The sequence below is a fragment of the Paenarthrobacter sp. UW852 genome (assembly GCF_024608385.1).
Classification (GTDB): domain Bacteria; phylum Actinomycetota; class Actinomycetes; order Actinomycetales; family Micrococcaceae; genus Arthrobacter.
Genome location: NZ_JAMSGY010000007.1, coordinates 171,771 through 194,486 on the forward strand (window position 1 = coordinate 171,771; position 22,716 = coordinate 194,486).

General features: G+C 62.5%; 22 protein-coding genes. 18 read left to right on the forward strand and 4 right to left on the reverse strand.

The features are described from left to right. The first annotated feature begins 53 nt into the window (after nucleotides 1-53). Genes NEK97_RS13845 through NEK97_RS13855 form a run of 3 tightly spaced genes read left to right on the forward strand, consistent with a single transcriptional unit; the run spans nucleotide 54 to nucleotide 3,872 of the window. Nucleotides 54-1,103, forward strand: coding sequence for an iron ABC transporter substrate-binding protein (locus tag NEK97_RS13845; protein WP_235519915.1), 1,050 nt, complete (start codon nucleotides 54-56; stop codon nucleotides 1,101-1,103). Nucleotides 1,104-1,107: 4 nt separating this feature from the next. Continuing rightward, nucleotides 1,108-2,709: an iron ABC transporter permease gene (locus NEK97_RS13850; protein WP_257370444.1), complete on the forward strand. Its 1,602-nt coding sequence runs from the start codon at nucleotides 1,108-1,110 to the stop codon at nucleotides 2,707-2,709. Further along, nucleotides 2,706-3,872, forward strand: a complete 1,167-nt coding sequence (locus NEK97_RS13855) for an ABC transporter ATP-binding protein (RefSeq protein WP_257370445.1) — start codon at nucleotides 2,706-2,708, stop codon at nucleotides 3,870-3,872. The genes NEK97_RS13850 and NEK97_RS13855 overlap by 4 nt, the downstream gene beginning before the upstream one ends. A gap of 12 nt (nucleotides 3,873-3,884) precedes the next feature. On the opposite strand, the gene NEK97_RS13860 is transcribed toward NEK97_RS13855, so the two are convergent. Next, entirely contained in the window at nucleotides 3,885-4,478 is a 594-nt protein-coding gene (locus tag NEK97_RS13860; RefSeq protein WP_257370446.1) for a YdeI family protein, read from the reverse strand. 50 nt (nucleotides 4,479-4,528) lie between these two features. Between NEK97_RS13860 and NEK97_RS13865 the strand changes: the two genes are divergently transcribed. Continuing rightward, nucleotides 4,529-5,233, forward strand: coding sequence for a hypothetical protein (locus tag NEK97_RS13865; protein WP_257370447.1), 705 nt, complete (start codon nucleotides 4,529-4,531; stop codon nucleotides 5,231-5,233). Nucleotides 5,234-5,257: 24 nt separating this feature from the next. On the opposite strand, the gene NEK97_RS13870 is transcribed toward NEK97_RS13865, so the two are convergent. Beyond that, a complete protein-coding gene (locus NEK97_RS13870; RefSeq protein ID WP_257370448.1) occupies nucleotides 5,258-6,220 on the reverse strand; it encodes a hypothetical protein in 963 nt (320 codons plus the stop codon). A 242-nt stretch (nucleotides 6,221-6,462) separates the two neighbouring features. On the opposite strand from NEK97_RS13870, the gene NEK97_RS13875 reads away from it, so the two are divergent. The 4 genes from NEK97_RS13875 (at nucleotide 6,463) to tgt (ending at nucleotide 10,226) form a co-directional block, all read left to right on the forward strand. Further along, complete coding sequence (locus NEK97_RS13875) at nucleotides 6,463-7,002, forward strand: NUDIX hydrolase family protein (RefSeq protein ID WP_024819523.1); 540 nt, start codon at nucleotides 6,463-6,465, stop codon at nucleotides 7,000-7,002. 73 nt (nucleotides 7,003-7,075) lie between these two features. Then, nucleotides 7,076-8,077 carry a DUF6707 family protein gene (locus tag NEK97_RS13880; protein WP_257370449.1) on the forward strand — a complete coding sequence of 334 codons (1,002 nt, stop codon included), beginning with the start codon at nucleotides 7,076-7,078 and terminating at the stop codon, nucleotides 8,075-8,077. A gap of 50 nt (nucleotides 8,078-8,127) precedes the next feature. Continuing rightward, nucleotides 8,128-8,838 carry an SRPBCC domain-containing protein gene (locus NEK97_RS13885; RefSeq protein ID WP_257370450.1) on the forward strand — a complete coding sequence of 237 codons (711 nt, stop codon included), beginning with the start codon at nucleotides 8,128-8,130 and terminating at the stop codon, nucleotides 8,836-8,838. Between the two features lie 116 nt (nucleotides 8,839-8,954). Continuing rightward, a complete protein-coding gene (gene tgt / locus NEK97_RS13890; protein WP_257370533.1) occupies nucleotides 8,955-10,226 on the forward strand; it encodes a tRNA guanosine(34) transglycosylase Tgt in 1,272 nt (423 codons plus the stop codon). A 22-nt stretch (nucleotides 10,227-10,248) separates the two neighbouring features. Here tgt and NEK97_RS13895 read toward each other — a convergent pair whose 3' ends face one another. Beyond that, entirely contained in the window at nucleotides 10,249-10,959 is a 711-nt protein-coding gene (locus tag NEK97_RS13895) for a queuosine precursor transporter (protein WP_235519902.1), read from the reverse strand. A gap of 598 nt (nucleotides 10,960-11,557) precedes the next feature. Between NEK97_RS13895 and NEK97_RS13900 the strand changes: the two genes are divergently transcribed. The 5 genes from NEK97_RS13900 to NEK97_RS13920 all read left to right on the forward strand — a co-directional run bounded on the left by NEK97_RS13900 (nucleotide 11,558) and on the right by NEK97_RS13920 (nucleotide 17,038). Then, complete coding sequence (locus NEK97_RS13900; RefSeq protein ID WP_257370451.1) at nucleotides 11,558-12,967, forward strand: MFS transporter; 1,410 nt, start codon at nucleotides 11,558-11,560, stop codon at nucleotides 12,965-12,967. Nucleotides 12,968-13,098: 131 nt separating this feature from the next. Further along, complete coding sequence (locus tag NEK97_RS13905) at nucleotides 13,099-13,761, forward strand: response regulator transcription factor (protein WP_257370534.1); 663 nt, start codon at nucleotides 13,099-13,101, stop codon at nucleotides 13,759-13,761. Further along, a complete protein-coding gene (locus NEK97_RS13910; protein ID WP_257370452.1) occupies nucleotides 13,758-15,173 on the forward strand; it encodes a HAMP domain-containing sensor histidine kinase in 1,416 nt (471 codons plus the stop codon). The genes NEK97_RS13905 and NEK97_RS13910 overlap by 4 nt, the downstream gene beginning before the upstream one ends. Further along, nucleotides 15,166-16,158 (forward strand): TAXI family TRAP transporter solute-binding subunit, encoded by a 993-nt coding sequence (locus tag NEK97_RS13915; RefSeq protein WP_257370453.1) that lies wholly within the window; start codon nucleotides 15,166-15,168, stop codon nucleotides 16,156-16,158. Before NEK97_RS13910 ends, NEK97_RS13915 begins: the two co-directional genes overlap by 8 nt. A 43-nt stretch (nucleotides 16,159-16,201) precedes the next feature. Beyond that, a complete protein-coding gene (locus NEK97_RS13920; protein ID WP_374111535.1) occupies nucleotides 16,202-17,038 on the forward strand; it encodes a hydroxymethylpyrimidine/phosphomethylpyrimidine kinase in 837 nt (278 codons plus the stop codon). A gap of 62 nt (nucleotides 17,039-17,100) precedes the next feature. On the opposite strand, the gene NEK97_RS13925 is transcribed toward NEK97_RS13920, so the two are convergent. Then, nucleotides 17,101-18,030, reverse strand: a complete 930-nt coding sequence (locus tag NEK97_RS13925) for a cytochrome b/b6 domain-containing protein (protein ID WP_257370455.1) — start codon at nucleotides 18,028-18,030, stop codon at nucleotides 17,101-17,103. Nucleotides 18,031-18,328: 298 nt separating this feature from the next. Between NEK97_RS13925 and NEK97_RS13930 the strand changes: the two genes are divergently transcribed. The 5 genes from NEK97_RS13930 to NEK97_RS13950 all read left to right on the forward strand — a co-directional run bounded on the left by NEK97_RS13930 (nucleotide 18,329) and on the right by NEK97_RS13950 (nucleotide 22,669). After that, complete coding sequence (locus tag NEK97_RS13930; protein WP_257370456.1) at nucleotides 18,329-18,943, forward strand: TetR/AcrR family transcriptional regulator; 615 nt, start codon at nucleotides 18,329-18,331, stop codon at nucleotides 18,941-18,943. A gap of 615 nt (nucleotides 18,944-19,558) precedes the next feature. After that, nucleotides 19,559-20,158 (forward strand): hypothetical protein, encoded by a 600-nt coding sequence (locus tag NEK97_RS13935; RefSeq protein WP_257370457.1) that lies wholly within the window; start codon nucleotides 19,559-19,561, stop codon nucleotides 20,156-20,158. Next, nucleotides 20,155-21,579, forward strand: a complete 1,425-nt coding sequence (locus NEK97_RS19905) for an alpha/beta hydrolase family protein (RefSeq protein WP_257370458.1) — start codon at nucleotides 20,155-20,157, stop codon at nucleotides 21,577-21,579. Before NEK97_RS13935 ends, NEK97_RS19905 begins: the two co-directional genes overlap by 4 nt. Continuing rightward, nucleotides 21,576-22,091 carry a hypothetical protein gene (locus tag NEK97_RS13945; protein ID WP_257370459.1) on the forward strand — a complete coding sequence of 172 codons (516 nt, stop codon included), beginning with the start codon at nucleotides 21,576-21,578 and terminating at the stop codon, nucleotides 22,089-22,091. Before NEK97_RS19905 ends, NEK97_RS13945 begins: the two co-directional genes overlap by 4 nt. Nucleotides 22,092-22,180: 89 nt before the next feature. Further along, nucleotides 22,181-22,669 (forward strand): MepB family protein, encoded by a 489-nt coding sequence (locus NEK97_RS13950; RefSeq protein WP_257370460.1) that lies wholly within the window; start codon nucleotides 22,181-22,183, stop codon nucleotides 22,667-22,669. Nucleotides 22,670-22,716 lie beyond the last annotated feature (47 nt).

Genomic DNA, 22,716 nt, shown 5'->3' on the forward strand with positions numbered 1-22,716 from the left:
GGGCCAAACCCCACTCCATTGACTCCGTGTCGTGTTCCCAGAAAGAAGCCCTCATGAACTTTCCCAAGAAAGCCCTGGCGGGAATCGCGCTCCTCGCGTCGGCCGCACTTGGCCTCAGCGCCTGCGGCTCCAACGCCAGCACAGCTCCGAACTCCTCCGAACCAGCCGCTGCTGGCGACGGGATCACGGTCTACAACGCCCAGCACGAAAGCCTCACCAAGGAATGGATTGACGCTTTCACCAAGGAAACCGGCATCAAGGTCACCGTCCGCCAGGGCGACGACACCGAAATGTCCAACCAGATTGTCCAGGAAGGCGCAGCCTCACCGGCCGACGTGTTCCTCACCGAAAACTCCCCTGCAATGGCGCAGGTTGAGAACGCGGGCCTGTTCGCCGACGTAGACAAGGCCACCCTGGACCAGGTTCCCGCAGAATTCCGCCCCTCCACGGGCAAGTGGACAGGCATCGCCGCCCGTTCCACCGTGCTGGTGTACGACAAGAACAAGATCAGCGAAGACAAGCTGCCCAAGTCCATGCTGGACCTGGCCAAGCCTGAGTGGAAGGGCAAGTGGGCCGCATCGCCTTCCGGTGCCGATTTCCAGGCGATCGTCTCCGCCCTGCTGGAACTCAAGGGCGAAGCCGCCACTGAGGAATGGCTGAAGGGCATGAAGGAGAACTTCAAGGCTTACAAGGGCAACAGCACCGCCATGAAGGCCGTCAACGCCGGCGAAGTGGATGCTGCGCTGATCTACCACTACTACTACTACGGTGACCAGGCCAAGACCGGCGAGAACTCCAAGAATGTCACGCCGTTCTACTTCAAGAACCAGGACCCGGGCGCGTTCGTTTCCGTGTCCGGCGGCGGCGTCCTCAAGTCCTCCAAGAAGGCCGCCGACGCACAGGCGTTCCTGAAGTTCATCACCGGCAAGAAGGGCCAGGAAATCCTCAAGGATGGCACGTCCTTCGAGTACGCCGTTGCCTCGCAGGTTGATTCCAACGCCAAGCTGGTTCCCATCAAGGAACTGCAGGCTCCGACCGTGGACCCGGCCAAGCTGAACTCCACCAAGGTCACCGACCTGATGACCAAGGCAGGACTCCTCTAGTTCTGTGACCACTGATCTATCGGCTCCCGACGTTCCACGTTCCCAGGGAAGCACGACGACGGCGGGCAGGGGCAAGCGCCCCCGCCCGCCTTTCGGCGTTTCAACAGTGTCCCTGTTGGCCGTGCTCATCGCCCTGTTTTCCCTGATTCCGCTGGGCTATGTGGTGTACATGACGGCCACCACCGGATGGGAGACGGCGGTCAGCCTCATCGTGCGTCCGAGGGTGGGTGAGCTGCTGCTGAACACTGTCCTGCTGACGGTGTTCACGGTGCCGCTGTGCTTGGTGCTTGGGGTGGGCGGGGCCTGGTTGGTGGAACGGACCCAGCTGCGCGGACACCGTTGGTGGGCGGTTGCATTGGCGGCACCCCTGGCCATTCCGGCGTTCGTGAACAGCTACTCCTGGGTGTCCGCTGTTCCGTCGATGGGGGGCCTCGGGTCCGGTGTCCTGATTGCCACGCTCTCCTATTTCCCGTTGGTCTACATCCCCGCAGCAGCCACCTTGGGCCGCTTGGATCCGGCCATTGAACAGTCTGCAGCCTCGTTGGGGCTGGGCTCGTGGGCAGTCTTTTTCCGGGTGGTGCTGCCGCAACTGCGTATCGCCATGACCGGCGGCGCTTTGCTGGTTTCCTTGCATTTGCTGGCTGAATACGGCGCCTTCGCCATGATCCGCTTCGACACCTTTACCACCGCGATCATGGTCCAGTTCCAGTCGACGTTCAACGGAACTGCGGGAAACATGTTGGCCAGCGTCCTCGTCTTCCTTTGCCTGATCCTGTTGCTGGCCGAAGTCAGGAGCCGCGGCACCGCCCGTTACGCGCGCATCGGATCCGGTGCACAAGCGAAGGCCACCAGGTTGCCCCTTGGCGTTTTCCAGGTCCCCGCGCAGCTGGCACTCCTGGCCCTGACAGCCTTGGCCTTCGGACTGCCCCTGTGGTTCGTGCTGAAGTGGCTGTTTGCCGGCGGCACGGAGGTGTGGGCAGCTGAGGAGTTCATGCCGGCACTGGTCCAGACCCTCCTGTACGGGGCGGCGGGCGCTGTGGTCACCACTGTGGTGGCGTTCCCCATGGCGTACCTCGCGGTGAGGCGACCCAGCTGGTTCAGCAAGATGTTGGAACTCTCCAACTACGTCACCAGTTCGCTCCCCGGCATCGTGGTGGGGCTGGCCTTCGTTACCGTCAGCATTCGGGTGGTCCCCGGTGTTTACCAGACGGCCGGTGTGCTGATCGCAGCCTATGTCCTGCTCTTCCTTCCGCGGGCGTTGGTCAACATCCGCTCTGGTCTGGCCCAGGCGCCCAAGGAACTCGACGAGGCCGCCCAATCACTGGGCAAGGCCCCATTGACGTCCTTCTTCCGGGTCACGTTGCGGCTGACAGCTCCGGCCGCGGCAGGTGGTGCGGCGCTGGTATTCCTTGCCATCGTCAACGAACTCACGGCCACGCTGCTGCTCTCACCGAACGGCACCCGGACACTGGCCACGGAGTTCTGGAGCAAGAGCAGCGAGATCGACTACGCAGGCGCCGCTCCTTACGCCCTCCTGATGATCCTGCTCTCGGCCCCCATGACGTACTTGCTTTTCCAACAGTCCAAGAAAGTAGCCGGACAGTGACCGAACAATCCCCTTCCAGGCTTCCTGCACCCCGGGTAGCACCGTCCGTGGCCCCCACCACGAACGCCCACCTGGACATCGCCGAAGTGACCAAGAACTTTGGTTCCCAGGCTGTCCTGAAGGGCGTCAACTTGTCGGTGGCCAAGGGCGGCACCACCGCTATCGTGGGGCCGTCAGGGTCGGGCAAGACCACCCTGCTGCGCCTGATAGCCGGTTTCGAACATCCCGATACCGGGACCATCAGCCTCAACGGCTCACCAGTGGCGGGCCAGGGCCTCTGGGTGCCGGCGCACAAGCGGCAGGTGGGCTACGTGGCCCAGGACGGAGCTCTTTTTCCGCATCTGACGGTGGGGCAGAACGTGGCCTTCGGACTGGATGCGGGAAAGCTCGACGGCGGCCGCCGCGGCGTGCGCGCCCGTGTCCAGGAGCTGCTGGAGATGGTGTCCCTTGACGCGTCCATGGCCAAGCGGCGTCCGCATCAGCTGTCCGGCGGGCAGCAACAACGCGTCGCCCTCGCCCGTGCGCTGGCGCGGGAACCTGAGCTGATGCTGCTGGACGAGCCGTTCTCAGCCCTGGACGCCGGCCTGCGCGTCGCCACCCGCAGGGCCGTGGCCAAGGTGCTCAATGCTGCGGGAGTAACCACCATCCTGGTGACCCACGACCAAGCGGAGGCGTTGTCCTTCGCCGACCAGGTAGCCATCATGCGGGGCGGGAAACTGGCCCAGATCGGAAACCCGTTCGTCGTCTACACCCGCCCGGCTGACCGCGCCACCGCCGAGTTCCTGGGCGACGCCGTCATCCTGGATGCATGGATGGAAGGCTCGTTGGCGACCTGTTCGCTGGGCGGGATCCCCGTCCGGCGGCCACCGGCCCAAGGCAAAGTCCAGCTCATGCTGCGGCCGGAGCAGATCCGGATCGCGTCCGACGGCCCGATCCGCGGCGTGGTGGTGGACACGGACTATTTCGGCCCGGAGACCACTGTCCGTATCAAACTCGGCGAGTACAGGGCACCGGACGGCAGCGCTTCGGGCAACAGCTACCGCTACCCTGGGGGCGGCGAAGTCATTACCATCCGGCACTGGAACGCCTCCATCACCAAGCCGGGCACGGAACTGTGCCTGCGCGTGGTTGGCGAGGGCGTGGCTTTCCCCTTCGAATCCTGACCGCTCCGGAAGTTAAGAGGGCCGTTTCTTTTGCGGGTACGGCGCCTCGTGGCGGGCCAGCATCTCCACGAAACCGGCGATCTTCCGCTCCCGCGTGTCCGCCCTTTTGACCAGGTTGGTGCGGTGGATGAGGGCGAACCGGTTCTGCGATGTCAGGACGTCAAACATGGCCTGCGCCTCCGGCACGGCTGCGATCGCCGCCGCCAAATCAGCGGGCACCACCGAATCGGCAGGGCCCGCGTACGCTGCCTCCCAACGGCCGTCCGCCTTTGCGGCCTCGACGGCGGAACGGCCGGCGTCGGTCATCTTGCCTTCCGATTCGAGCCGGGCAATGTGCCCCACGTTCCGCGCGGACCAGATGCTGCGGCGACCCCGGGGCGTCATACGCTGGAAGTAGCTTTCGGCGTCGCGGCTCCTGGACTGGCCATCGATCCAGCCAAAGCACAAGGCTTCGTCCAGCGCAGCGTCGTAGTCCAGTTCGGTGACGTTGCCACCCTTCTTATGCAGAATCAGCCACACGCCGGCGCTTTCCCCGGCATGGTCGGCCAGCCACGCACGCCACTCGTCGGCGTCCTTGACCAGTAGTTCTTCCAATTCAATGGGCATGGCCCCAGCATAGGCTTGGAGAAGGATCCCGAAACCCACCAGGAGACCCCATGTTGCGAGCCCGCCCCATCCACTACACCTCCCGCCCGAAAGACTGGACCACCATCCTGGAAGCGCTGGGTTTGGTGAAGACGGTCGACGACGACGAGTGGCAGGAGTTCGACGCCGGTTCGGGTCGCCTGGCGCTGGGGCATGTGGAGCACGGCCACCCCTTGGATGGCTCCACGCTCTTCAGCGTCGAAGTGGGGGACGTGGACGAGTTCGTACGCCGTACCGAGGAAGCCGGCACCCAGGCCGAGGTTCACGAAACCCCGGAAGCCACCACCGCACGCATTAGCGCAGACGACGGTTTCGAGTTCTTCGCATTCCCCGCGACACGGGCGGCCGATGGCAGTTGGGCGACGTCCCCCGACGCCGACCCCGCCCTGGCCGTGGTGGCCACCTGGGTTAGCCCCTTGGTGGAAATGTCCGCCAACGTACTCCGCGGCATCGGGGCAAAGCCCCGGAGCGCGGATGACGAATCAGCGACCTTCAACACCAAGAACGGCGGCATACTCCAGGTCATTCACGGTGCTGACGCTGGCAACGGGGTACTCGCTTTTAAGTACGACGCCGGGCTTGACCCGTTGCTTGCACAGCTCACCCAGGCGGGGGTTGAGGCCCGGATCAGCGAAGGCATCCTGTACGTCGCCAACCCCGATGCCGCTGGCGGGGCGGCACCGGCGTCGATAGTGGTGGAACGGGTGCCCGCCTGAAGGGAACGGGCACCCGCATGGGGCTTACTGTGCGTACCGGAGGCTGGTCAGCAGTGCCTTGAGCTTGCCGTACTGCCCTGACTGCATCCAGGCCTCCGCGGCCTCCTGCGTCATGTTCGGGTCGATATTCACCTGGGCGGTGGCAGCGCCGTTGCCCATGATCAGGAAGCTTGCAGCAGAGGTGCTGTCGGGACCTTCGGTCATCAGCATTTCCGGGACGATGCCCACGAAGAACCTGGTTTCCGCGGTGTCGAAGGGATAAACGTCCCGGAAAACCGCAAAGTAGGATGCCCCGTCCCGATCGTCAAAAGAGGTGAGCTTCTGCGAGTCCAGAATGGTGCGGTTGACGGGCCCGGCCACCACTCCCCCGACACCTCCGCTGGTTATGTCCACCACGTTGTGCCCGTTTTCATCGAAGATGTGGGCAATGGCGAAGTGGTCGTCGTAAGGGTAGTCGTCCCCGGGCGCAACAACCGGAACTTCGGCTTGCATTCCCCAACCGGACGGTACCTCGAAGGAGATGTGCCCGTCCGGGAAGGTGTAAGTCCCGATTTCCGGGTAGTTGGGAGATACATGCGGCGTTGAGGGCTCAAGAGGGATAATCGGGGTCACCACAGGTTCCGGGGCCGGAACCGTCACCGCGGGTGCGGGCTTAACGGTTTCCGTGGGCGCCGGGGCGGGTGCTTCTGCCACAGGCTGGGTAACAAGAGGAACCTCCACGGGCGCTGGAACCACCAGCGGGGCAGGCTCGACGACTGGGATGGGGGCTACGGGATCGGGGTCCGCCACCGGGGCATCGACCTCGGCCACCGGCGCAGCGAGCACTTCCTGCGGGGACGCGAGCACTTCCTGCGAGGAAGCGGCAGGACGCTCCGTTGGCGTGCCGCCCGGCTCGGGCGACGACGGCGTGCAGGCAGTAAGCGTCAACGCCAAAGCCAGCGATACAAGGGTGGCGTACTTGGCGTGTCCGGTTCGTCGGTAGTTCATTTCTGGGTTCCTTCCCCCACGGAGTCATGAGCAGATTTGCTTGCTCGAACATGTTGTTTCCGGGTCTGGTCTGCCGGTTACACAGCGGGCAAACAATTTTTCGAAAACGGCAATGCGCAGCGATTCGGCCCGGCAAATGCAGGAGTCAATCCCCCGTCCCCGAATACAGCCGAGAGCGTAACGGCCCCGTGCCCGGCAGGGCCTCCACGGAAGTTCCACCGGTGATGGGGTAGAACTTAACCATGAGCGTACGTACACCCGACCCGTATCCAGGCTGGCTTTCAGATGAAGACCTCTTCGAAGCCCGCGGCCGACTCCCCATGGTTTACGTGGAGGCCGTTCCGGTCAGGTTGGATCCGCTCGGGTATGTGAACGAAGTCGGCACGCTCCTGCAGGGCGACGCCGATGGCAACATGGTCCGGTACCTCGTTTCGGGCCGCGTCCTCTACCGCGAGACCATCCGGGCAGCCCTCCTGCGGCACATGGAAAAGGACCTCGGTCCCCTGGCATTCCCGCAACTCCCCATCAGCCCTGTCCCCTTCACCGTGGCCGAATACTTCCCCGCACCCTCGCAAACGGGATTCACGGACGACCGCCAGCATGCTGTGTCCCTGGCCTACGTCATACCGGTGACCGGCGAATGCGAACCGCGCCAGGACGCACTGGAGCTGACGTGGATGACGCCCCAAGAGGTGCTGAGCGAGAACGTCCAGCAGGAATTCGACGGCGGCCGGGGCAACCTCGTGCGGCAGGCACTGGCTTTCTCGGGCATCGTCCTCTAGCGGGTCCCGGCCCCTGTGCCGGCCGGTCTTTGTAGACTGGACGGCGGACCCCAAGAGAACCAAAGGACTTCCGATGACTCACAGCCCAGCCACACAGCAGTACAAAGAAAAGCAGGCTGGGGACCTGCAGCCCGGAGATTTTGTGTTCCCGCCCGGCGACGGTCCGGCCGCCGAAATCCGCGCCGTCGAGGTGAAGAACGACGATTACGGCGTGCCCGCGCTGCTGCTGGTGACAACGGTCGACGGCGGCACCATCAGTGTCGCTGTCGGGTCCAGTGTCCCCGTGGGTGACGGAGTTCCTGCCGGCCCTGGTGCTGAAGCGTCAGTCGACGCGCCGGACCAAGCCGAACCGGACTCCAGCACCCCCGCAGAACCCGACACCGAAGCGCCCGCTGGGCCCGCCGTCGTCGTTCCTCCCCGCCCTGAAACCCCGCCCACGTACACCGGGCCCAGCGCCGAAGAACTCGCACTGATCCCCGAACCGGACGGCACTCCCGAAGCGGTGGTGCGGGCCGCGGCCGCCCAGCACAAGGGCAAGAACGGTGTCCAGGTGCTGGCCGAACGGCTGGCGAAGGGCATCAACACCAAGTCTGGAAGCTGCCTCCGGGACCTGAGCGACCTCGCCTTCGATCTGTGCATCGTGCTCCGCGATCCGGACCATGCGCTTGCGGTCGCGGACCTGCTGAACGTCCTGCCTTTCGACGGGAACCTGGACCGGTGGGCTTCGATCGAACGTGCCCTGGCGCTGTCCAGTTTCATCTGCCGCGAGGCCGGCCAGTCCGAACGGGCAGCCGTCTACGAAAAACTGCTCCGTGCGCCCGAATCCCAGGAGGAAGACCCCTTCAAGGCCCGGATCAATGCCAGGGTCCGCCAGCGTTCGCTCAACGAACCCAACCTCTACGACAAGGAAATCTTCCGCGCGATCGACAACGGCAACCACGAGGCCGAGCGCGAATGGCGTTTCCTGCGCTTGGAAGCCCTCATGTTCCTGCGTGCCCACGGCGGTTCCAAGACCATCGGCGAGGACGAACTGGCCCGGCGGATCGGCAACGAACTGGAATCGGTGCGGGCCTAACAGGTTCCGGGGCCTGTTATGCCGGGGCGAACGGCGGTAGATTCGGGGCCATGACGAACAATCTGAGCGTTGTGGTTAATGCCGATGCGCAGCAGGTTTGGACCATGCTGCGTGAACCGTCGTTGGTCGCCCAATGGCACGGCTGGGAGGCCGACGACCTTAATGATGAAATCAAACAGATCTACTTCAATACCGATGTCGTTGAAGGGCCCGATCACACCAGCCTGACCGTCAACGGCGGCGACATCTTTGAACTCCACCCTGTCTCGGGCGGCACGGAAGTGCGGATCACCAGGGTTGCCCTGGACCACGATTCGGAGTGGGCTGACTGGGACGAAGACATCACCCAAGGCTGGCTCACCTTCCTGCACCAATTGAGGTTCGCCCTTGAGCGCCATCCGCACGGGCACCGACGGACACATTTTGTCTCCCTCCCCGGCAAAGGCGGTCCGGCGATCGAGAAGTTGGGACTAGGGGATCTGCCGCCCGTTGGGGAGGAATACTCGCTCACCCTCGCTACCGGTGAGAAGATCTCCGGCAAAGTCTGGTTCAAGAGCCGGCACCAGGTTGGCCTCACCGTCCACAGCTACGCCGAACACGGGGACGGGCTGCTGATCGTCGCCGAGCAGTTGCCAATCCCGGAGAAAAGGCCCGACGGCGGGTCCATGGTGATTGCCTCCACCTACGATTTGGGGGCCCATACGTTGGCGGACATCCGGTCCTCATGGGACAACTGGAAGGCGGAGAACTACGGGTCGTAAGGCTTCCTCCGCTGGGTACCGCTGGTTACCGCCGGTAAAGCTGGCACACTAGGTAGGTGCCAGCTTCCGTTCCCGTTACCGCGTCAGTTTCCTCCCCGGCTACTTCCCTGCCTGACCTGCCGGGGTTGTCCGCCCGAAAATCCGAGTTCTCGTTCACGGTGGGCACCCGCCTGACTGAAACATGCTCGCCGTCGGACGCCCAAGTGGACGCCAACGGCGGCGCTTTCCTTGGCCGGACAGGAACCATCACCACGCCGCACGGAATCATCCAGACGCCCGCGTTCATCGCCGTCGGAACCAAAGCGACCGTCAAGGCCGTGCTGCCGGAGTCGATCGCCGGGTTTGGCGCGCAGGCGGTCCTGGCCAACGCCTACCACCTGTACCTGCAGCCCGGGCCCGAAATCCTCGATGCCGCCGGCGGGCTGGGTGCGTTCATGAACTGGTCAGGGCCCACCTTCACCGACTCCGGAGGGTTCCAGGTGATGAGCCTGGGCTCGGGGTTCAAGAAGGTCATCGACATGAAGAACGTCGATTCGTCCGGCCCTGATGACGCCGTAGCACCGGGCAAGGAACGGCTGGCGCACATCGACGATGACGGCGTCTGGTTCAAATCGCACCTGAACGGTGACCGGCACCGCTTCTCCCCCGAGATCTCCATGCAGGTCCAACACAAGATCGGCGCGGACATCATGTTCGCCTTCGACGAGCTCACGACGCTGCAGAATTCCCGGGCCTACCAGGAGGAGTCCCTGGAGCGCACCCGTTTGTGGGCGCTGCGGTGCCTCGAGGAACACGCCTCGTTGACTTCTTCCCGCGTGGGCAAACCGTACCAGGCCTTGTTCGGGGTGATTCAGGGAGCCCAATACGAGGACCTGCGCCGCAAAGCCTGCCAGGATCTCGGTGCCATGCCCTTTGACGGATACGGGATCGGCGGAGCGTTGGAGAAGGAAAACCTGGGCACCATTGTCCGCTGGTGCAACGAGGAACTGCCCGAGGACAAGCCCCGGCACCTGCTCGGCATCTCCGAACCGGACGATATCTTCACCGCCATCGAGAACGGAGCCGACACGTTCGACTGTGTCTCCCCCACGCGCGTTGCCAGGAACTCAGCGTTCTACACACCCTTTGGCCGGTTCAACTTGTCGGGGGCTAAATACAAAGCCGATTTCGGGCCCTTGCAGGACGGCTGCGACTGCTACACGTGCCAGAACTACTCGCGGGCGTACATCCACCACCTGTTCAAGGCCAAGGAGATGCTCTCCGCAACCCTGATCTCCATCCACAACGAGCGCTTCGTGGTGAAGATGGTGGACGATGCCCGTTTGGCCATCGAATCCGGAGACTTCTTTGAGTTCAAGGCGGAGACGCTGGGCCGGTACTACTCCTAGGCCCTGGTTCCAGGCCCTGGTCCTAGGCTGCGACTGCGCCGTAGCTGGGCTCGCGCTTCTTGATCCAGCCGACAACCAGCACCGTGATCGGAACGAACAGGAACTCGACGGCGGTCTTGTACACGAAGCCCACCAGGACGTAGTTGACGAACGAGCCAGCGTCCGAGATCCCGATGACGGATGCCGCGATGCTGCAGAAGATCAGGGTGTCCACGAATTCCCCCACCACGGAAGAACCCATGAGGCGTGCCCATAGGGACTTCTCGCCCGTGCGCTGCTTCATCTTCACCAGGATCCAGGAGTTGATGGTCTGTCCTGCCAGGAAGGCGAGCAGGGAGGCAAGGACGATCTGCGGAACCGGACCCAGGGCGCCCTCGATGGCGGCCTGCTTGGCGGTTCCGTAGTCATCGTTGAAACCGGGCAGGATGATGATCACCCAGTAGCAAAGAGAGGCGAACACACTCAGGGCAAACGAGGTGACGATGGCTTTGCGGGCCACTTTGAATCCGTAGACCTCGCTCATGACGTCGCCCAGGATGTAGGCCAACGGGAAGAGGAAGAACCCTCCATCAGTGATGATCGGCCCGAGCTCCACACCCTTGGAAGCGCCGATGTTGGACAGGATCAGCACCACGGCCATGACGGCCAACATGATGCCGAAGTACGGGGAACCGATCGAGGCGAAGCGGGGTGCAGGCTTGCTCAGCGTGCTGGAGCCGGAGGGCGAGGGCATGGGTCATCCATTTCGTAGTGGTTCGCGCAGGCCGCCGCATGCTGGCTGCCCCGCTGTATTAGCACTGTGGTGGTGGGGCATCTGGCCCGGCACCGGTTCCATTGTCCCACCGCCGATCCTCTCTCACATCCCACCCCCTTCCCACCAACCCTCACTCGCACCCCACCCCCTTCCGGTCAACCCTCACTCACACCCCACCCCCTTCCCGCCAACCCTCACTCACACCCCACCCCCTTCCCACCAACCCTCACTCACACCCCACCCCCGGCGCCACAACCGGGAGGGCTGTGAGAGAGCGTCCGCCCCTACCGGGAGGAACGTGAGAGAGCGTCGATAGGTGAGCAGCCGCCGTCGGACTGCCGTCCCCACACCAAGCCACGCAGCCCGATTCCTAAGGAAGTGTTAGGAAATGCCCCGCGGGCTATGGCTGTGCCGTGCATCACCCATAGTTTGGAATACGTCCTCTTCACCTTGGAGGACCTTTCTTAGTCGACGAAGAGCCATGCGCAAGGACGCCATGAGCACGAGCTTCATGGACAGAACGAACTCAGGCAAGACACGGCCGCCGCAAAACGCTGCCGTCCAGGAAGGTTCATTGATGAGCACCCAGCAAGCTGCACCTCTGAGCGAAGCCGCTCAGACACGCAAAGCCGTGAGCAATATCCTCAAGGGCTCCGCGGGCAACCTCGTGGAGTGGTTCGACCTCTACGTCTATACGGTTTTCGCGGCATATTTTCAGTCGCACTTCTTTAATTCCTCGGACGACCTTCAGGCTGGCCTTGAGGCGATGGCGGTCTTTTCGACGTCGTTCCTTATGCGTCCGATCGGAAGTTGGTTCTTCGGCCGCTACGCAGACCGCAAGGGCCGCAAGGCCGCGCTGACGCTCAGTGTGACCATGATGTCGGCCGGGTCCTTCGCGATCGCGATCCTGCCGACACAGGATGTGATCGGACTCTGGGCCCTGATCTTGCTGGTGTTTATCCGCGTCGTGCAGGGCTTCTCAGTCGGCGGTGAATACGGCACCAGCGCCACGTACATGTCCGAGGCCGCAACGGCAAGGCGCCGCGGCTTCTTCTCCAGCTTCCAGTACGTCACGCTGATCGGCGGCCAGATGCTGGCACTTTTGGTGCTCGTGATTCTGCAGAACACCATGAGCAAGGAAGACCTGACGGCGTGGGGATGGCGTATCCCGTTCGCCGTAGGTGGCGTGGCTGCGCTGGTTGTTCTCTGGCTCCGCCGTTCGATGGAGGAGACCCTCTCTTCCGATCAGCTCCGTGCCGCACATGTGAAAGTGGAGGGCGAGGCCCAGCCTGGCACTATGAAGCTCCTGCTCACTAAGCACTGGAAGCCGCTGCTCATCTGCATCGGCATCACCCTCGGCGGTACGGTTGCGTTCTATACGTACACCAACTTCATCCTGAAGTTCATGAACGATACGTCCGGCATCGCCAAGACTGATACCTCCGTGATCAACTTCTGGGCGCTGTTCATCTTCATGCTGCTGCAGCCTGTCTACGGCCTGATTTCGGACAAGGTGGGCCGCAAGCCGCTGCTGATCTGGTTCGGCGTGACCGGTGTCCTGTTCACCTGGCCGCTGCTCTCCACTCTTTCCGGCACCAAGGACCCGTTCATCGCATTCCTGTTGATGCTTGGCGGCCTGCTCATGGTTGGCGGCTACACGTCCATCAACGCACTGGTGAAGGCCGAACTGTTCCCGGCCTCGATCCGCGCTTTGGGAGTAGGACTCGGTTACGCAATCGCCAACTCACTGTTCGGCGGTACCGTCCCACTGATCGGTGCTGCGTTGCAGAAATCCAACCAGGTGGATCTGTTCTTCACGTACGTCACGGCTGCGATTTTCATCTCGCTTCTGGTGTACATCTTCGCGCTGAAGAACAAGACGTCCACGCACTTGGATGCGGAGCAAGGCCACGCGTTCGTGGCGAAGGGCGCTGCGACGGCAACAACAAAGGACGACGACGGCACGAAGGATCGCGTCGACGCCTGACCTTCCTGCCTTGTTAGGCCCGCTCTGCGCACTTTGGGTACTCCGAAGGGCGCAGAGCGGGCCTCACAACGTTAAGCTCTAGTAGCGAACCAGCCGACAGCGAACCAGCCCCAATCCAAAGGACCATGACAGTGCACGTGCTCATCGTCGAGGATGACGACGCCATGGCGTCGGCCTTGAGCGCGGCCGTCGCTTCGGCTGGACATACACACACCCGCGTGGCCCGCGGCGAGGATGCGCTGCTGGCCCACCGGGAGCACCAGGTGATCCTGCTGGACCTTGGCCTTCCGGATTTGGATGGCTTGGATGTGCTGCGCAAGCTGCGCCAAGTGAGCGCAGTTCCGATCCTCATCCTGACGGCCAGGGATGACGAGCGGAGCGTGGTCCTGGGTCTCAGGTCCGGAGCAGACGACTACCTGGTCAAGCCCGTGAAGCTCGTGGAACTGCTGGCCAGGATCGAAGCCGTCACCCGGCGCACCAACCGCGGCGGCCAGGAAGCTCCGCACGCAATCGTCCTCGGCGAACTCGAGGTCGACCTCGACCGCCGTCTGGCCGCCGTCGGCCAACGGAAACTCGCCCTGACGGCAACCGAGTTCGACCTCCTCAGCCTCCTGGTCAGGAACGCGGGTTCGGTGGTGACGCGCGAGCAGATCCTTGACGCACTCTGGGGCGACGCGTTCGTGACGCATTCCAGGTCCTTGGACGTGCACCTCACAGGCCTGCGGTCCAAGCTGCAGCTGCCCGGGTTCATCATCAACGTCCGGGGCGTTGGCTACCGGGTAGAGCAGCCGTGAAAGTCCGTGTTCTCAGCATCCTGAGCTTGCTGGTGGTGATCATCGTGGTGACGGTCTCCAGCGTGATCCTGACCTCGGCCAGCCGGGAGCTCACCCAGGAACTGCAGATCAACCGCGTCGCCGCCCTCAACCGCTTCGCGCAACTGGCCAGCGACGCCGCCCAAGACAAAGACACCAGTCAGTTGCAGCGCGAAATGGACCGCTACTCCGAGCTTTACGGCGAGGGAATCCTGATCCGCACACAGGAGGGAACCGTCCGTTCCGGCGGACTCAGCGAAGAGCGGCCCGACGTCCAGGATGCACTGAACCGGGCGAGCCTCAACCTCAGCGACACCACTCTGAACCCCATCAGTGCTTTCGGGACCGGCAACGACATCATTTCCAGGTCGTTCGGCACGGCCAGCCAAGTCCTCGGCGAGGCTGTTGTGGAAGTCAACCTCGATGCCGCCCGGCAAAAGCTGCGGGAGCGATGGCTGGTGGTCGGATTCGCGGCGCTGGCGTTGGCGGCTTTGCTCCTGCTCGCCGCAGCGCGAATCACCGGGTGGGTCCTGCGCCCGGTCAACCGGCTCAGCAGGGCAGTTCACGAGCTCGAAACCACGGGTAAAACAAGCCAACTTCCCGACGCCGGACCGCCCGAACTGCGCGAACTCAGCCGCTCCTTCACCGCCATGGCGGACACCGTCACGGCGAGCATGGAGTCCCAGCGCCGGCTGATCGCTGACACATCGCATCAACTTAGAAACCCTGTTGGGGCGCTTCGGCTGCGGATCGATTTGCTGCAGCTGGAACTCAAAGGGCAACCAGAAAAGGCTGCGGCAGCCGGCGTCGTGGCGGAACTTGAGCGGGTTGAGGAAATGCTCGACGGCGTGCTGAAGCTGGCGACGGCGGAACACCGCGCCTTCGAGGGGTCTACCCGCCCCGACCAAGCCGCAGAGCACCAGCGGCAAGCCGTCATCGACCCCCTCCCCATCCTGCAGGGCGAAGTAGAACGGGCCGTACCTGCCGCTCAACGGGCGGGATCCCGGCTGACGCTAGAGGGCCCCGCACACGAAAACCAGATCAACTGCGACCCCGACGAACTTGCGCACATGGTGGGAGAACTCATTGCCAACGCGATCAAGTACGCCCCCGGAGCTACCATCACCGTGGCCACGCAGCAGACGGCAGGCGGGACCGCCGTTGTAATTTCCGACGACGGTCCCGGCCTCCCAGCCGAGCAGCGTGCCGCTTCCACCACCAGGTTCTGGCGGGCCCCGCAGCACAGCAAAATCCCTGGCAACGGTTTGGGCATGACCATCGTGGATCGGCTGGCCCAAGCAAACGGCGGCCGGCTCGTCATTGAGCCGCGCGAGCCTCATGGGCTGACGGCACGGCTCGAGTTTGCGAAACCGGAGGACGCGCAGGATGCCTGAGTCGAAGGTGATGCCCCGGCGGTCTGCACTTAGGGCCGTGCTGGCCGTGGGTGTGGCTGGTCTTTTCCTTCCCGCAACAGCAGCTTGCACCCCGGGCGAACGCCCGCGGAAACTTACGGTGGCCGGTGGCGAACCTGGCGGCTTCTACCTGGAATTCGCCACGTTGCTCGCAGCCTTGCTGCAGAGAGAAGGCGTAGCCGAAACGGCCGAACCTTTGGTTACCGGCGGAAGCTTGGAGAACATCAGGCGGGTGGTGGACGGCGAGGCGACGTTCGCCGTCGCGCTTGCAGATGCGGCAGCCCAGCAGTCAAGCCCCGGCGATCGGCCGGCCCAGCCTGCAGACCTCGTGGCTCTCGGCAAGGTCTACCAGAACTACGTCCACTGCATCGTACGGAAGGACAGTGGCATCCGGAACTTTGCCGACCTCGCGGGCAAGACCGCGGGCGTGGGCGAAGTGGGGTCGGGGACATCCCTCACTGCTCCCAGGATCATCGAGGCCTCCAGCCTGTCATCCGCAAAAACCAGTCCCGCGCTTACCCAAGTGAACCTGGGGCTGAACCAAGGGCTCGCGGCGCTGCAGAACCGGACCATCGACGCTCTGTTCTGGTCCGGAGGCGTCCCCACTGCAGCCATCGCGTCCACTGCCAAGGACGTTGGCCTCCGCTTGGTGGACCTATCGGACCTCATCAACGCAACGCGCTCGCAGTTTGGACCGTTCTACGACCGCGTCCTCATTCCCGCCAACAGTTACGGTGATGCGCCCGCTGTGTGGACGGTCGGCGTCGCCAACCTCCTCCTCTGCCGCAGGGACCTTGCCGACCACGTTGTTCGTCAGACCGTGGAACTGCTGGTGGAACAAGCCCAGGATTTGGTTCCGAAGTCGAGCACCGGTGTGCAATTCCTCAGCCCGGAAACCCTGATCAACACCGCAGGCGTGCCCTTGCACCCTGCCGCGGAGGCGGCGTACCGGACGCTGCACGGCTAGACCGTTTAGGAGCGGGACCGGAGCAACTGCCAAAATGGAAACCATGACTTCAGCCGTTGCCCCTGCCATTGCCCTGACCATCGCCGGTTCCGAAGCGACCGGTGGCGCCGGCGCGCAAGCGGACCTCAAGACCTTCCAGGAACTCGGAGTGTTCGGCATCGCGAACCTCACGTGCATCGTTTCCTTCAACCCGCAGGACAACTGGAACCACCGCTTTGTGCCGGTGGACCAGCAGGTCATCGCGGATCAACTTGAAGCCACGACGGCGGCCTATGGTGCCGCTTCCGGCGCGCCTTCCGTTTTGGACACCGTGAAGATCGGCATGCTCGGCAGCCCGGCGACCATCAGCACGGTGGAAAAGGCGCTGACGGACGGCGCTTTCGCGAATGTGGTTTTGGATCCTGTTTTGATCTGCAAAGGCCAGGAGCCGGGCCACGCCCTGGACACCGACCAGGCGCTGAAGGCCCAGATCCTGCCGCTGGCTACTTTCGTCACGCCGAACCACTTCGAAGCCGAGTCCTTGTCCGGGCTCACGATTACCGATGAAGAGTCCCTCAAGGCCGCTGCGATCCGCATCCACGAGATCAGCGGCGCAGCAGTCCTCGCCAAAGGCGGGGTGCGGCTGGAAGGCCCGGACGCCGTCGACGTCTATTACGACGGCGAGACGCTGGAAGTCCTGCGCGCTCCGAAGGTTGGCGATGTTGCTGTCTCAGGTGCGGGCTGCTCGTTGGCCGCGGCCGTGACTGCCGAGCTGGCAAAGGGTGCCACACCGCTGGAAGCCGCACGCACTGCCAAGGCCTTCGTCACCGAAGGTATCAAGAACCGAGTATCCTCGGGCGCTCCTTTTGATGCCCTTTGGCAGGGTGGCGCACTGTCCTAGCATTCGTACGAAAGCAGCCGCCGCGGAGTGTTCCGAGGCGGCTGCTTTTGTTTGCGTGAGCTTTAGCGTGAGACCTTGCCCATGAGCGAGGCGATGGGACGCAGGAACAGTGGGCGGGCCAGGAACCATGCCGCCGCCGTGAAGACGATGGAAGCCGCGAAGATCCCGAAGCCCCACCAGCTGTAATCGTTGTTGGACGCGTACATGTGGTTCAGGTTGTTCAGCGCGCCAGTGGCCAGCACCAGGGTTACGTGGACGATCACGAAGGCCACGAAGTAGATCATCACCGGGAAGTGGATCTTGCGGGCCAGCTCAATCGGGTAGAACTTGTTGATCGCAGCTTTCTTGGGCCATGCGCCTGACATCCGGATGCCTGTGATGATGGCGAGCGGCGCCGCAATGAACACCGTGACGAAGTAGGTCAGGAGCTGGAGGCTGTTGTAGTTGTTCCAGCCATTTTCAACGGGCCAGTTCAGCGAGGCGTACTGCAGGCCGGCGGAGACGGCGTTCGGGAAAACGTCCCAGTTGGTGGGGACGATCCGCAACCATTGGCCGGTGGCGAAGAGCAACACGATGAAAATAATGCCGTTCAAGACCCAGAGCGCATCCAGCGTCAGGTGGAACCAGAGGTCCAGGCTGATCTTGGTAGGCGGGTTCTTGGTTTTGATGAAGCCCTTGTTGTTCCTGGTCCAGTTGGCTGCCGGCCGCGTGGTGGTGCGCACCTGCCACCCCGAACGGATGATCAGGACAATGAAGAACATGTTCAGGAAGTGCGTCCAGTTAAGCCAGGCAGGGAATCCAGTAGGAGTACCTTCAGGGATCGCTGAATGCCCGGGGTAGTCCGTCAGGAATTGCTGGACCGGCTGAAGGGTCCGGAGCCACTGTGCCACCAGAACCAAGATCAGTGCCACCACCAAAGCTCCTGCGGTGACGGCGACGGGTTTGAACCACCTGTTCGACGTGATCCCGGACGACTTGCTTGAAACGGACATCAGGCCGCGTTCCTCTCTGGCTTGTTTGGCTGCGACCAGTTGGCGCTATATAGCGATTCAACCAGTTGCAGCCCGACGGTGAAAACGGCACCCGGGTTTCGGGGCGTCCGACGTCAAAAATCGCAGCATTCGGATACATGCCGCAACGTGTATTTCTAGAACAGACTTCCAGAATTATTTCCCGTGTTTTAGGGCCAGTCAAGGCTGGCTGCTGGCTATGTAGATTCTTTCGGCGATAGGATTCCAAAAAAAAGCTGCTCGACACTCCGGTGTCCGTTCTGCCCGGAAGGAGCCCTGTATGGTTCGCAAGACGTCCGACGTTGCCAGTAACGCGGGCTCGTGGCAATGGACCCGCACGGCGGCCACCCAGCGCAACTTGTTGGATGCGGCGGCCGGGGTCTTCATCGAACACGGCTTCACCGACGCTGGCATTACTGACATCGTGGCCCGCGCCGGATCAAGTGTGGGCAGCCTGTACCACCACTTCGGCGGAAAGACCGAGCTATTCCTCGCCCTCTGGAACGACTACCAGAACGAACACGAAAGACTCGTCGCAGCCGCCGTAGCGAAAGCAAGGAAGGCCGGCGAGGACGATCCCCTGACACTGTTCAACGTGGGCAGCCGCAGCTACTTCGACTACACGTGGAAGCACCGGGAACTGGAACGTGTGTTCATCGAGGGCGACACTCCCCCGGGCTTCGAAGTGCTCCGGCGGGAACGTGGACGGGAATGGGTCCGGCAGAACTCGGTGCTCCTCGGCACCAGCGATGACACGCTCGGCAGGCTGACCGTTGCAGTGATCACGGACATCATCACGGTGTCCGGACAGGAAGTTGCCCTGAGCGTCACCAAGCGTGAGGCCGACGCCGTGGTTGAAGCTGCGGCGGTGCTGGTCCAGCGACTGGTCGGATAGCTCGCTTCAGATGTTGATCTTCGCTGGTTTTTGTCGCCCTATAGTGACTCGACTCAGCGGATCTCCAGTGACGGGCGTTGGCTCAATCACTAACTTTCGGCGTCACCACCGTTCTCGACATGGTCAGCGAACCAGCACTAATAGCAGCCTCCAAGGAGCAGGCCGATTCGCGGCCAAACGTTGCCGATCTCCCTTCCCGGAGATCGGCGCCACCACACCAGGCGGACACCGACACTGATGTACGCTCCAGTCCCGACGCTTGGTTTCGCCGATAAGGCAGAAAGTTTCACTGCTGAACGCTTGGCCGAGTGCACGGGCTACCTGAAGGTATTTCATGCAAACCATAAAGGTATTGGTTGCTGCGGCTCGCGGCCGGTGACTTCTTGTCGTCACTCGGGCTCCCAAGTCACATCGGCGGAGAGACAATACCGGCCTTCGTAGACTGCAAGGCTTGTGGCAATGGGTGTAGATGAAGAGCGGGTGAAGGACGATTTTTTGCGGCGGACAAGCAGGTGATCATGAGGATGAGCTGCTGCGGGTCGATGTGAAGGGCGTCAGCAGCACAACCACCAGTTATGCTAGTCGTTGGATTTATTGTTCTGGTTTGGGGCAGGCATGGGAATTGCTTTTGATGACGGCGCAGCCGATGCGCTGATCAGTGCTGCGAACGCCGCCGACGAGGTTCTGCGTGCCGAGGGTGGCTTCCTGTACGGAGCCGTGGAGCAGGCAGTGCAGGACTTCAACGGCGGCTACGGGCGCTTATTCAAGGACGCCTGCGGCATCAGGTCCGATGATCGCGGCAAGCTGGCAGGTGTCCTCGCGGTTCTGGCCGAGGACGTCGGCGAGGCCAAGAACAGGGCACAGCAAGAGAAAGCCCGGCAAAAGAACATGGACGCCTGGCAGCAACGCGACAATATCCGCAAACAGCAACTGCTCTCCGGGAACATCGCCGAAGCATCCGCCACAGCCGCCACCATGATCCTTGACCCGATGCCCGAGAGCACGCCGGTCCCGGCACCGACTGTTTCAGCTGCTTTCTCCGCGCGGGACCGGCCCCGGTTCGCTGGCGGACCAGGAACCGGAACCACCTCGGCTGACCCCGGAAAGCTGCGCGCCTTCGCGTCAGTGTCCCGGACGGCCACGAACACCCTGAACTCAACTTCAGCAGCGTCAAAAACGCCTGGAGCAGCTTCACAGCATCGTGTTCCTGGGTGAGAATCGAGACTGAATCGTTTGTTGCCGGCTTTGAGCAGCTGCTCGCCGCCAACGCAGCAGACGCCGATTGGATGGAGCAGGTCGCCACCGCATTCGAAACAGCCGGCAGTGGCGCTATAGCGGACAGCATGCTCAACGGCCTCTTCATCCAGTACGCAGCACCAATCCAGGTGGGCTTGAACGACATCGGAACCATGAGTGCCGGGCAACTGAAAGTTTGGCTCGGTAATGGTGGCACCGCCCGGCTTCGAGAACTCCTGACCCAATCAGGACTGGACCCCGTAGCAACAGCTATGTGGTGGTCTGGCCTCGGCCACACGGTCGAGCCTGCCACCGGGAAAGTCATCGTCAGTGAGGAACAGCACCTTCTGATCGATGCACTTCCGGACGTTATCGGTAACCTGAACGGTGTCACCGCGACCGCCAGGGACCTTGCTAACCGCAAAAAGTTGCTGCAAATGTACGACTACTGGACTAAGTACCGCGAAGAGCACGGCGGAGAAATTGATGAAGGCTCCCAGGAAGGCATGGTCAACAAAGTCTGGGAATCGCTCTACGACAACGACGGCAAAGAAAAAGTCGGCGATACTGATGACAAATCATCGATCTTTCAACTGGTGAGCTTCGTTCCGCTTGACCGGGGGCGAGGATCGGACACTGGGTATGGCGCATCTATTTCCGTGGGAGACCTCGACGCCGCCAAGCACCTCACCTACCAGCTCCCCGGGCTGGACACCACCGTCCGCAAGGACATGGCAGCGAAGGCCCTGCAAGCAGCTGACCAGCGTCTTGATCAACGTAGGTTCGCTTCACGTAATGGGATTGATCCTGACCGAATCGCTGTTGTTGCCTGGATTGGTGTTGAGCCGGCCCAGGGTATGGGTGTGTTCAGCAATGACCAGGCAAAGGTCGTGGGTCCTGCTCTTCGCAACGACGTGAAAGGGCTCAATGCCGTTCATCAGATCCTTGACAACACGGCCATGACAACAGCCGTTGGGCACTCCATGGGTTCCCTCGGGGCCATGGAAGCAGCCAAAACCGAGCTGCCGATCGATAACCTCGTTCTCGTCGGGGACGTTGGAGCCCCTGACAACGTGACCTCCGTGAACGATCTCCACCTGAACCCCGGCGGCACCGTATACCGGGGAACCTACGACTGGGACCACATAGCCGAGGTCGGGCATGGGCTCGGCTGGCAGCGTAAAAGTACCGAAGACCCCGGATTCGGTGCCGTCACCTTCGGCACAGACGGCACCACCGCGCCCGATGGCACCGTTGAGAACCCCACCAAAACCCACGACGGACAGACCGGCGGCAAAGACGGCGTCTATGGATACTTTGATCGCGGAACCGAGTCAAGCAGCAATCAAGCCAAGATCGCCTTGGGCCTGAGTGACCAACTTACGAATGTGAAACGATGACCACCATGTCTCCGCGAAGATTTCTCATCCAAGGCCTTGCCGTTGCCATCCTCGCTGCCCTCACTGGGTGTGGAACAACGCCCAGCACCAACCCACCTACCAACACCGCGGAGCAGACCATGGAACCAGAACAAGCCCGCACGGAATACCTCGACATCTTCACACAAATTCAAGCTCTCGCCCCCGGCAACTGGACGCAAATTACACCAGATAAACCCGGCATGGCATGCCCCCTGCCGGACGGGACGGAGGGCACTCGGTTCAATTACGACAGTACGCAGGGCGCGATCTCAGAAGATCAGGCTAAAGCCATACATAAGTCGGTAAAGGAAGTCTTTGAAAGCAACGGCCTGAGCGTTGTACAAACACAGCCTTCGGGGGCGAACCGAGACCAGACGACCACTGGTTTTGGGGATGGCAAGTTCTCCATGCAGCTTGGAACGAGCAGCTTCGGAACCACCCTCGGCGGCAACACTCGATGCGCGCAGGATCCCGAGGGCAAATTCCGGTAGCAAGCAGTGACCAGCGGTCGACCTTGGCACGGTAGTCGATGGCAATAGCCGCGGAGCAGTCTCTATTCTTCAACGAGTAAGATTCGGGAGTGAGTTTCAGTGCACTCAAATACTTCGCCGACTGCGTCCAGGCATCTGATGATCCGCAGCCCATCATCAAGGCAGAAGAGCAGAACGGCGACTATGAATCCGGGGTCGTACTGTTCGGGAAAGAGCGGTGGCGGATCCGCACGGCTCGGATCACACCGACGAAACCGGGCGCCTTTGTGGCGGTCTGGAAGCGCGGCGAAGGCGGATCGACCAGGCCATTTACGGCTGGCGAGTTGATGTCGGGACTGATGGTTTTCGTAGAAGACCGGGACCGGTTCGGGGTCTTCCGTTTCACTCCCTCGCACCTGATCTCGCTTGGCTATGTCACTTCCGAACTCCATCCAGGCAAGCGCGGCTTCCGCGTCTATCCCGCATGGTGCTCCGACCTGAATCCGCAAGCGTTACGCACCCAGCGCGCTCAAGCCGCCGCGTTCGCGGAGCTTCCTTCACGCAGCGTGCCGCGGACCGAAACCGGGCGCACAGACTAGCTGGTCCCCGCCCGTCGAATCTAACGTGCGCGTAAGACCCCGCCGTT

Excerpts from the sequence above, each read along its gene's own strand:
- NEK97_RS13845 (WP_235519915.1), top strand. The coding sequence starts at position 54 with ATGAACTTTCCCAAGAAAGCCCTGGCGGGAATCGCGCTCCTCGCGTCG.
- NEK97_RS13860 (WP_257370446.1), bottom strand. The coding sequence starts at position 4,478 with ATGCCCATTGAATTGGAAGAACTACTGGTCAAGGACGCCGACGAGTGG.
- NEK97_RS13865 (WP_257370447.1), top strand. The coding sequence starts at position 4,529 with ATGTTGCGAGCCCGCCCCATCCACTACACCTCCCGCCCGAAAGACTGG.
- NEK97_RS13870 (WP_257370448.1), bottom strand. The coding sequence starts at position 6,220 with ATGAACTACCGACGAACCGGACACGCCAAGTACGCCACCCTTGTATCG.
- NEK97_RS13875 (WP_024819523.1), top strand. The coding sequence starts at position 6,463 with ATGAGCGTACGTACACCCGACCCGTATCCAGGCTGGCTTTCAGATGAA.
- NEK97_RS13880 (WP_257370449.1), top strand. The coding sequence starts at position 7,076 with ATGACTCACAGCCCAGCCACACAGCAGTACAAAGAAAAGCAGGCTGGG.
- NEK97_RS13885 (WP_257370450.1), top strand. The coding sequence starts at position 8,128 with ATGACGAACAATCTGAGCGTTGTGGTTAATGCCGATGCGCAGCAGGTT.
- NEK97_RS13895 (WP_235519902.1), bottom strand. The coding sequence starts at position 10,959 with ATGCCCTCGCCCTCCGGCTCCAGCACGCTGAGCAAGCCTGCACCCCGC.
- NEK97_RS13900 (WP_257370451.1), top strand. The coding sequence starts at position 11,558 with ATGAGCACCCAGCAAGCTGCACCTCTGAGCGAAGCCGCTCAGACACGC.
- NEK97_RS13915 (WP_257370453.1), top strand. The coding sequence starts at position 15,166 with ATGCCTGAGTCGAAGGTGATGCCCCGGCGGTCTGCACTTAGGGCCGTG.
- NEK97_RS13920 (WP_374111535.1), top strand. The coding sequence starts at position 16,202 with ATGACTTCAGCCGTTGCCCCTGCCATTGCCCTGACCATCGCCGGTTCC.
- NEK97_RS13925 (WP_257370455.1), bottom strand. The coding sequence starts at position 18,030 with ATGTCCGTTTCAAGCAAGTCGTCCGGGATCACGTCGAACAGGTGGTTC.
- NEK97_RS13930 (WP_257370456.1), top strand. The coding sequence starts at position 18,329 with ATGGTTCGCAAGACGTCCGACGTTGCCAGTAACGCGGGCTCGTGGCAA.
- NEK97_RS13935 (WP_257370457.1), top strand. The coding sequence starts at position 19,559 with ATGGGAATTGCTTTTGATGACGGCGCAGCCGATGCGCTGATCAGTGCT.
- NEK97_RS13945 (WP_257370459.1), top strand. The coding sequence starts at position 21,576 with ATGACCACCATGTCTCCGCGAAGATTTCTCATCCAAGGCCTTGCCGTT.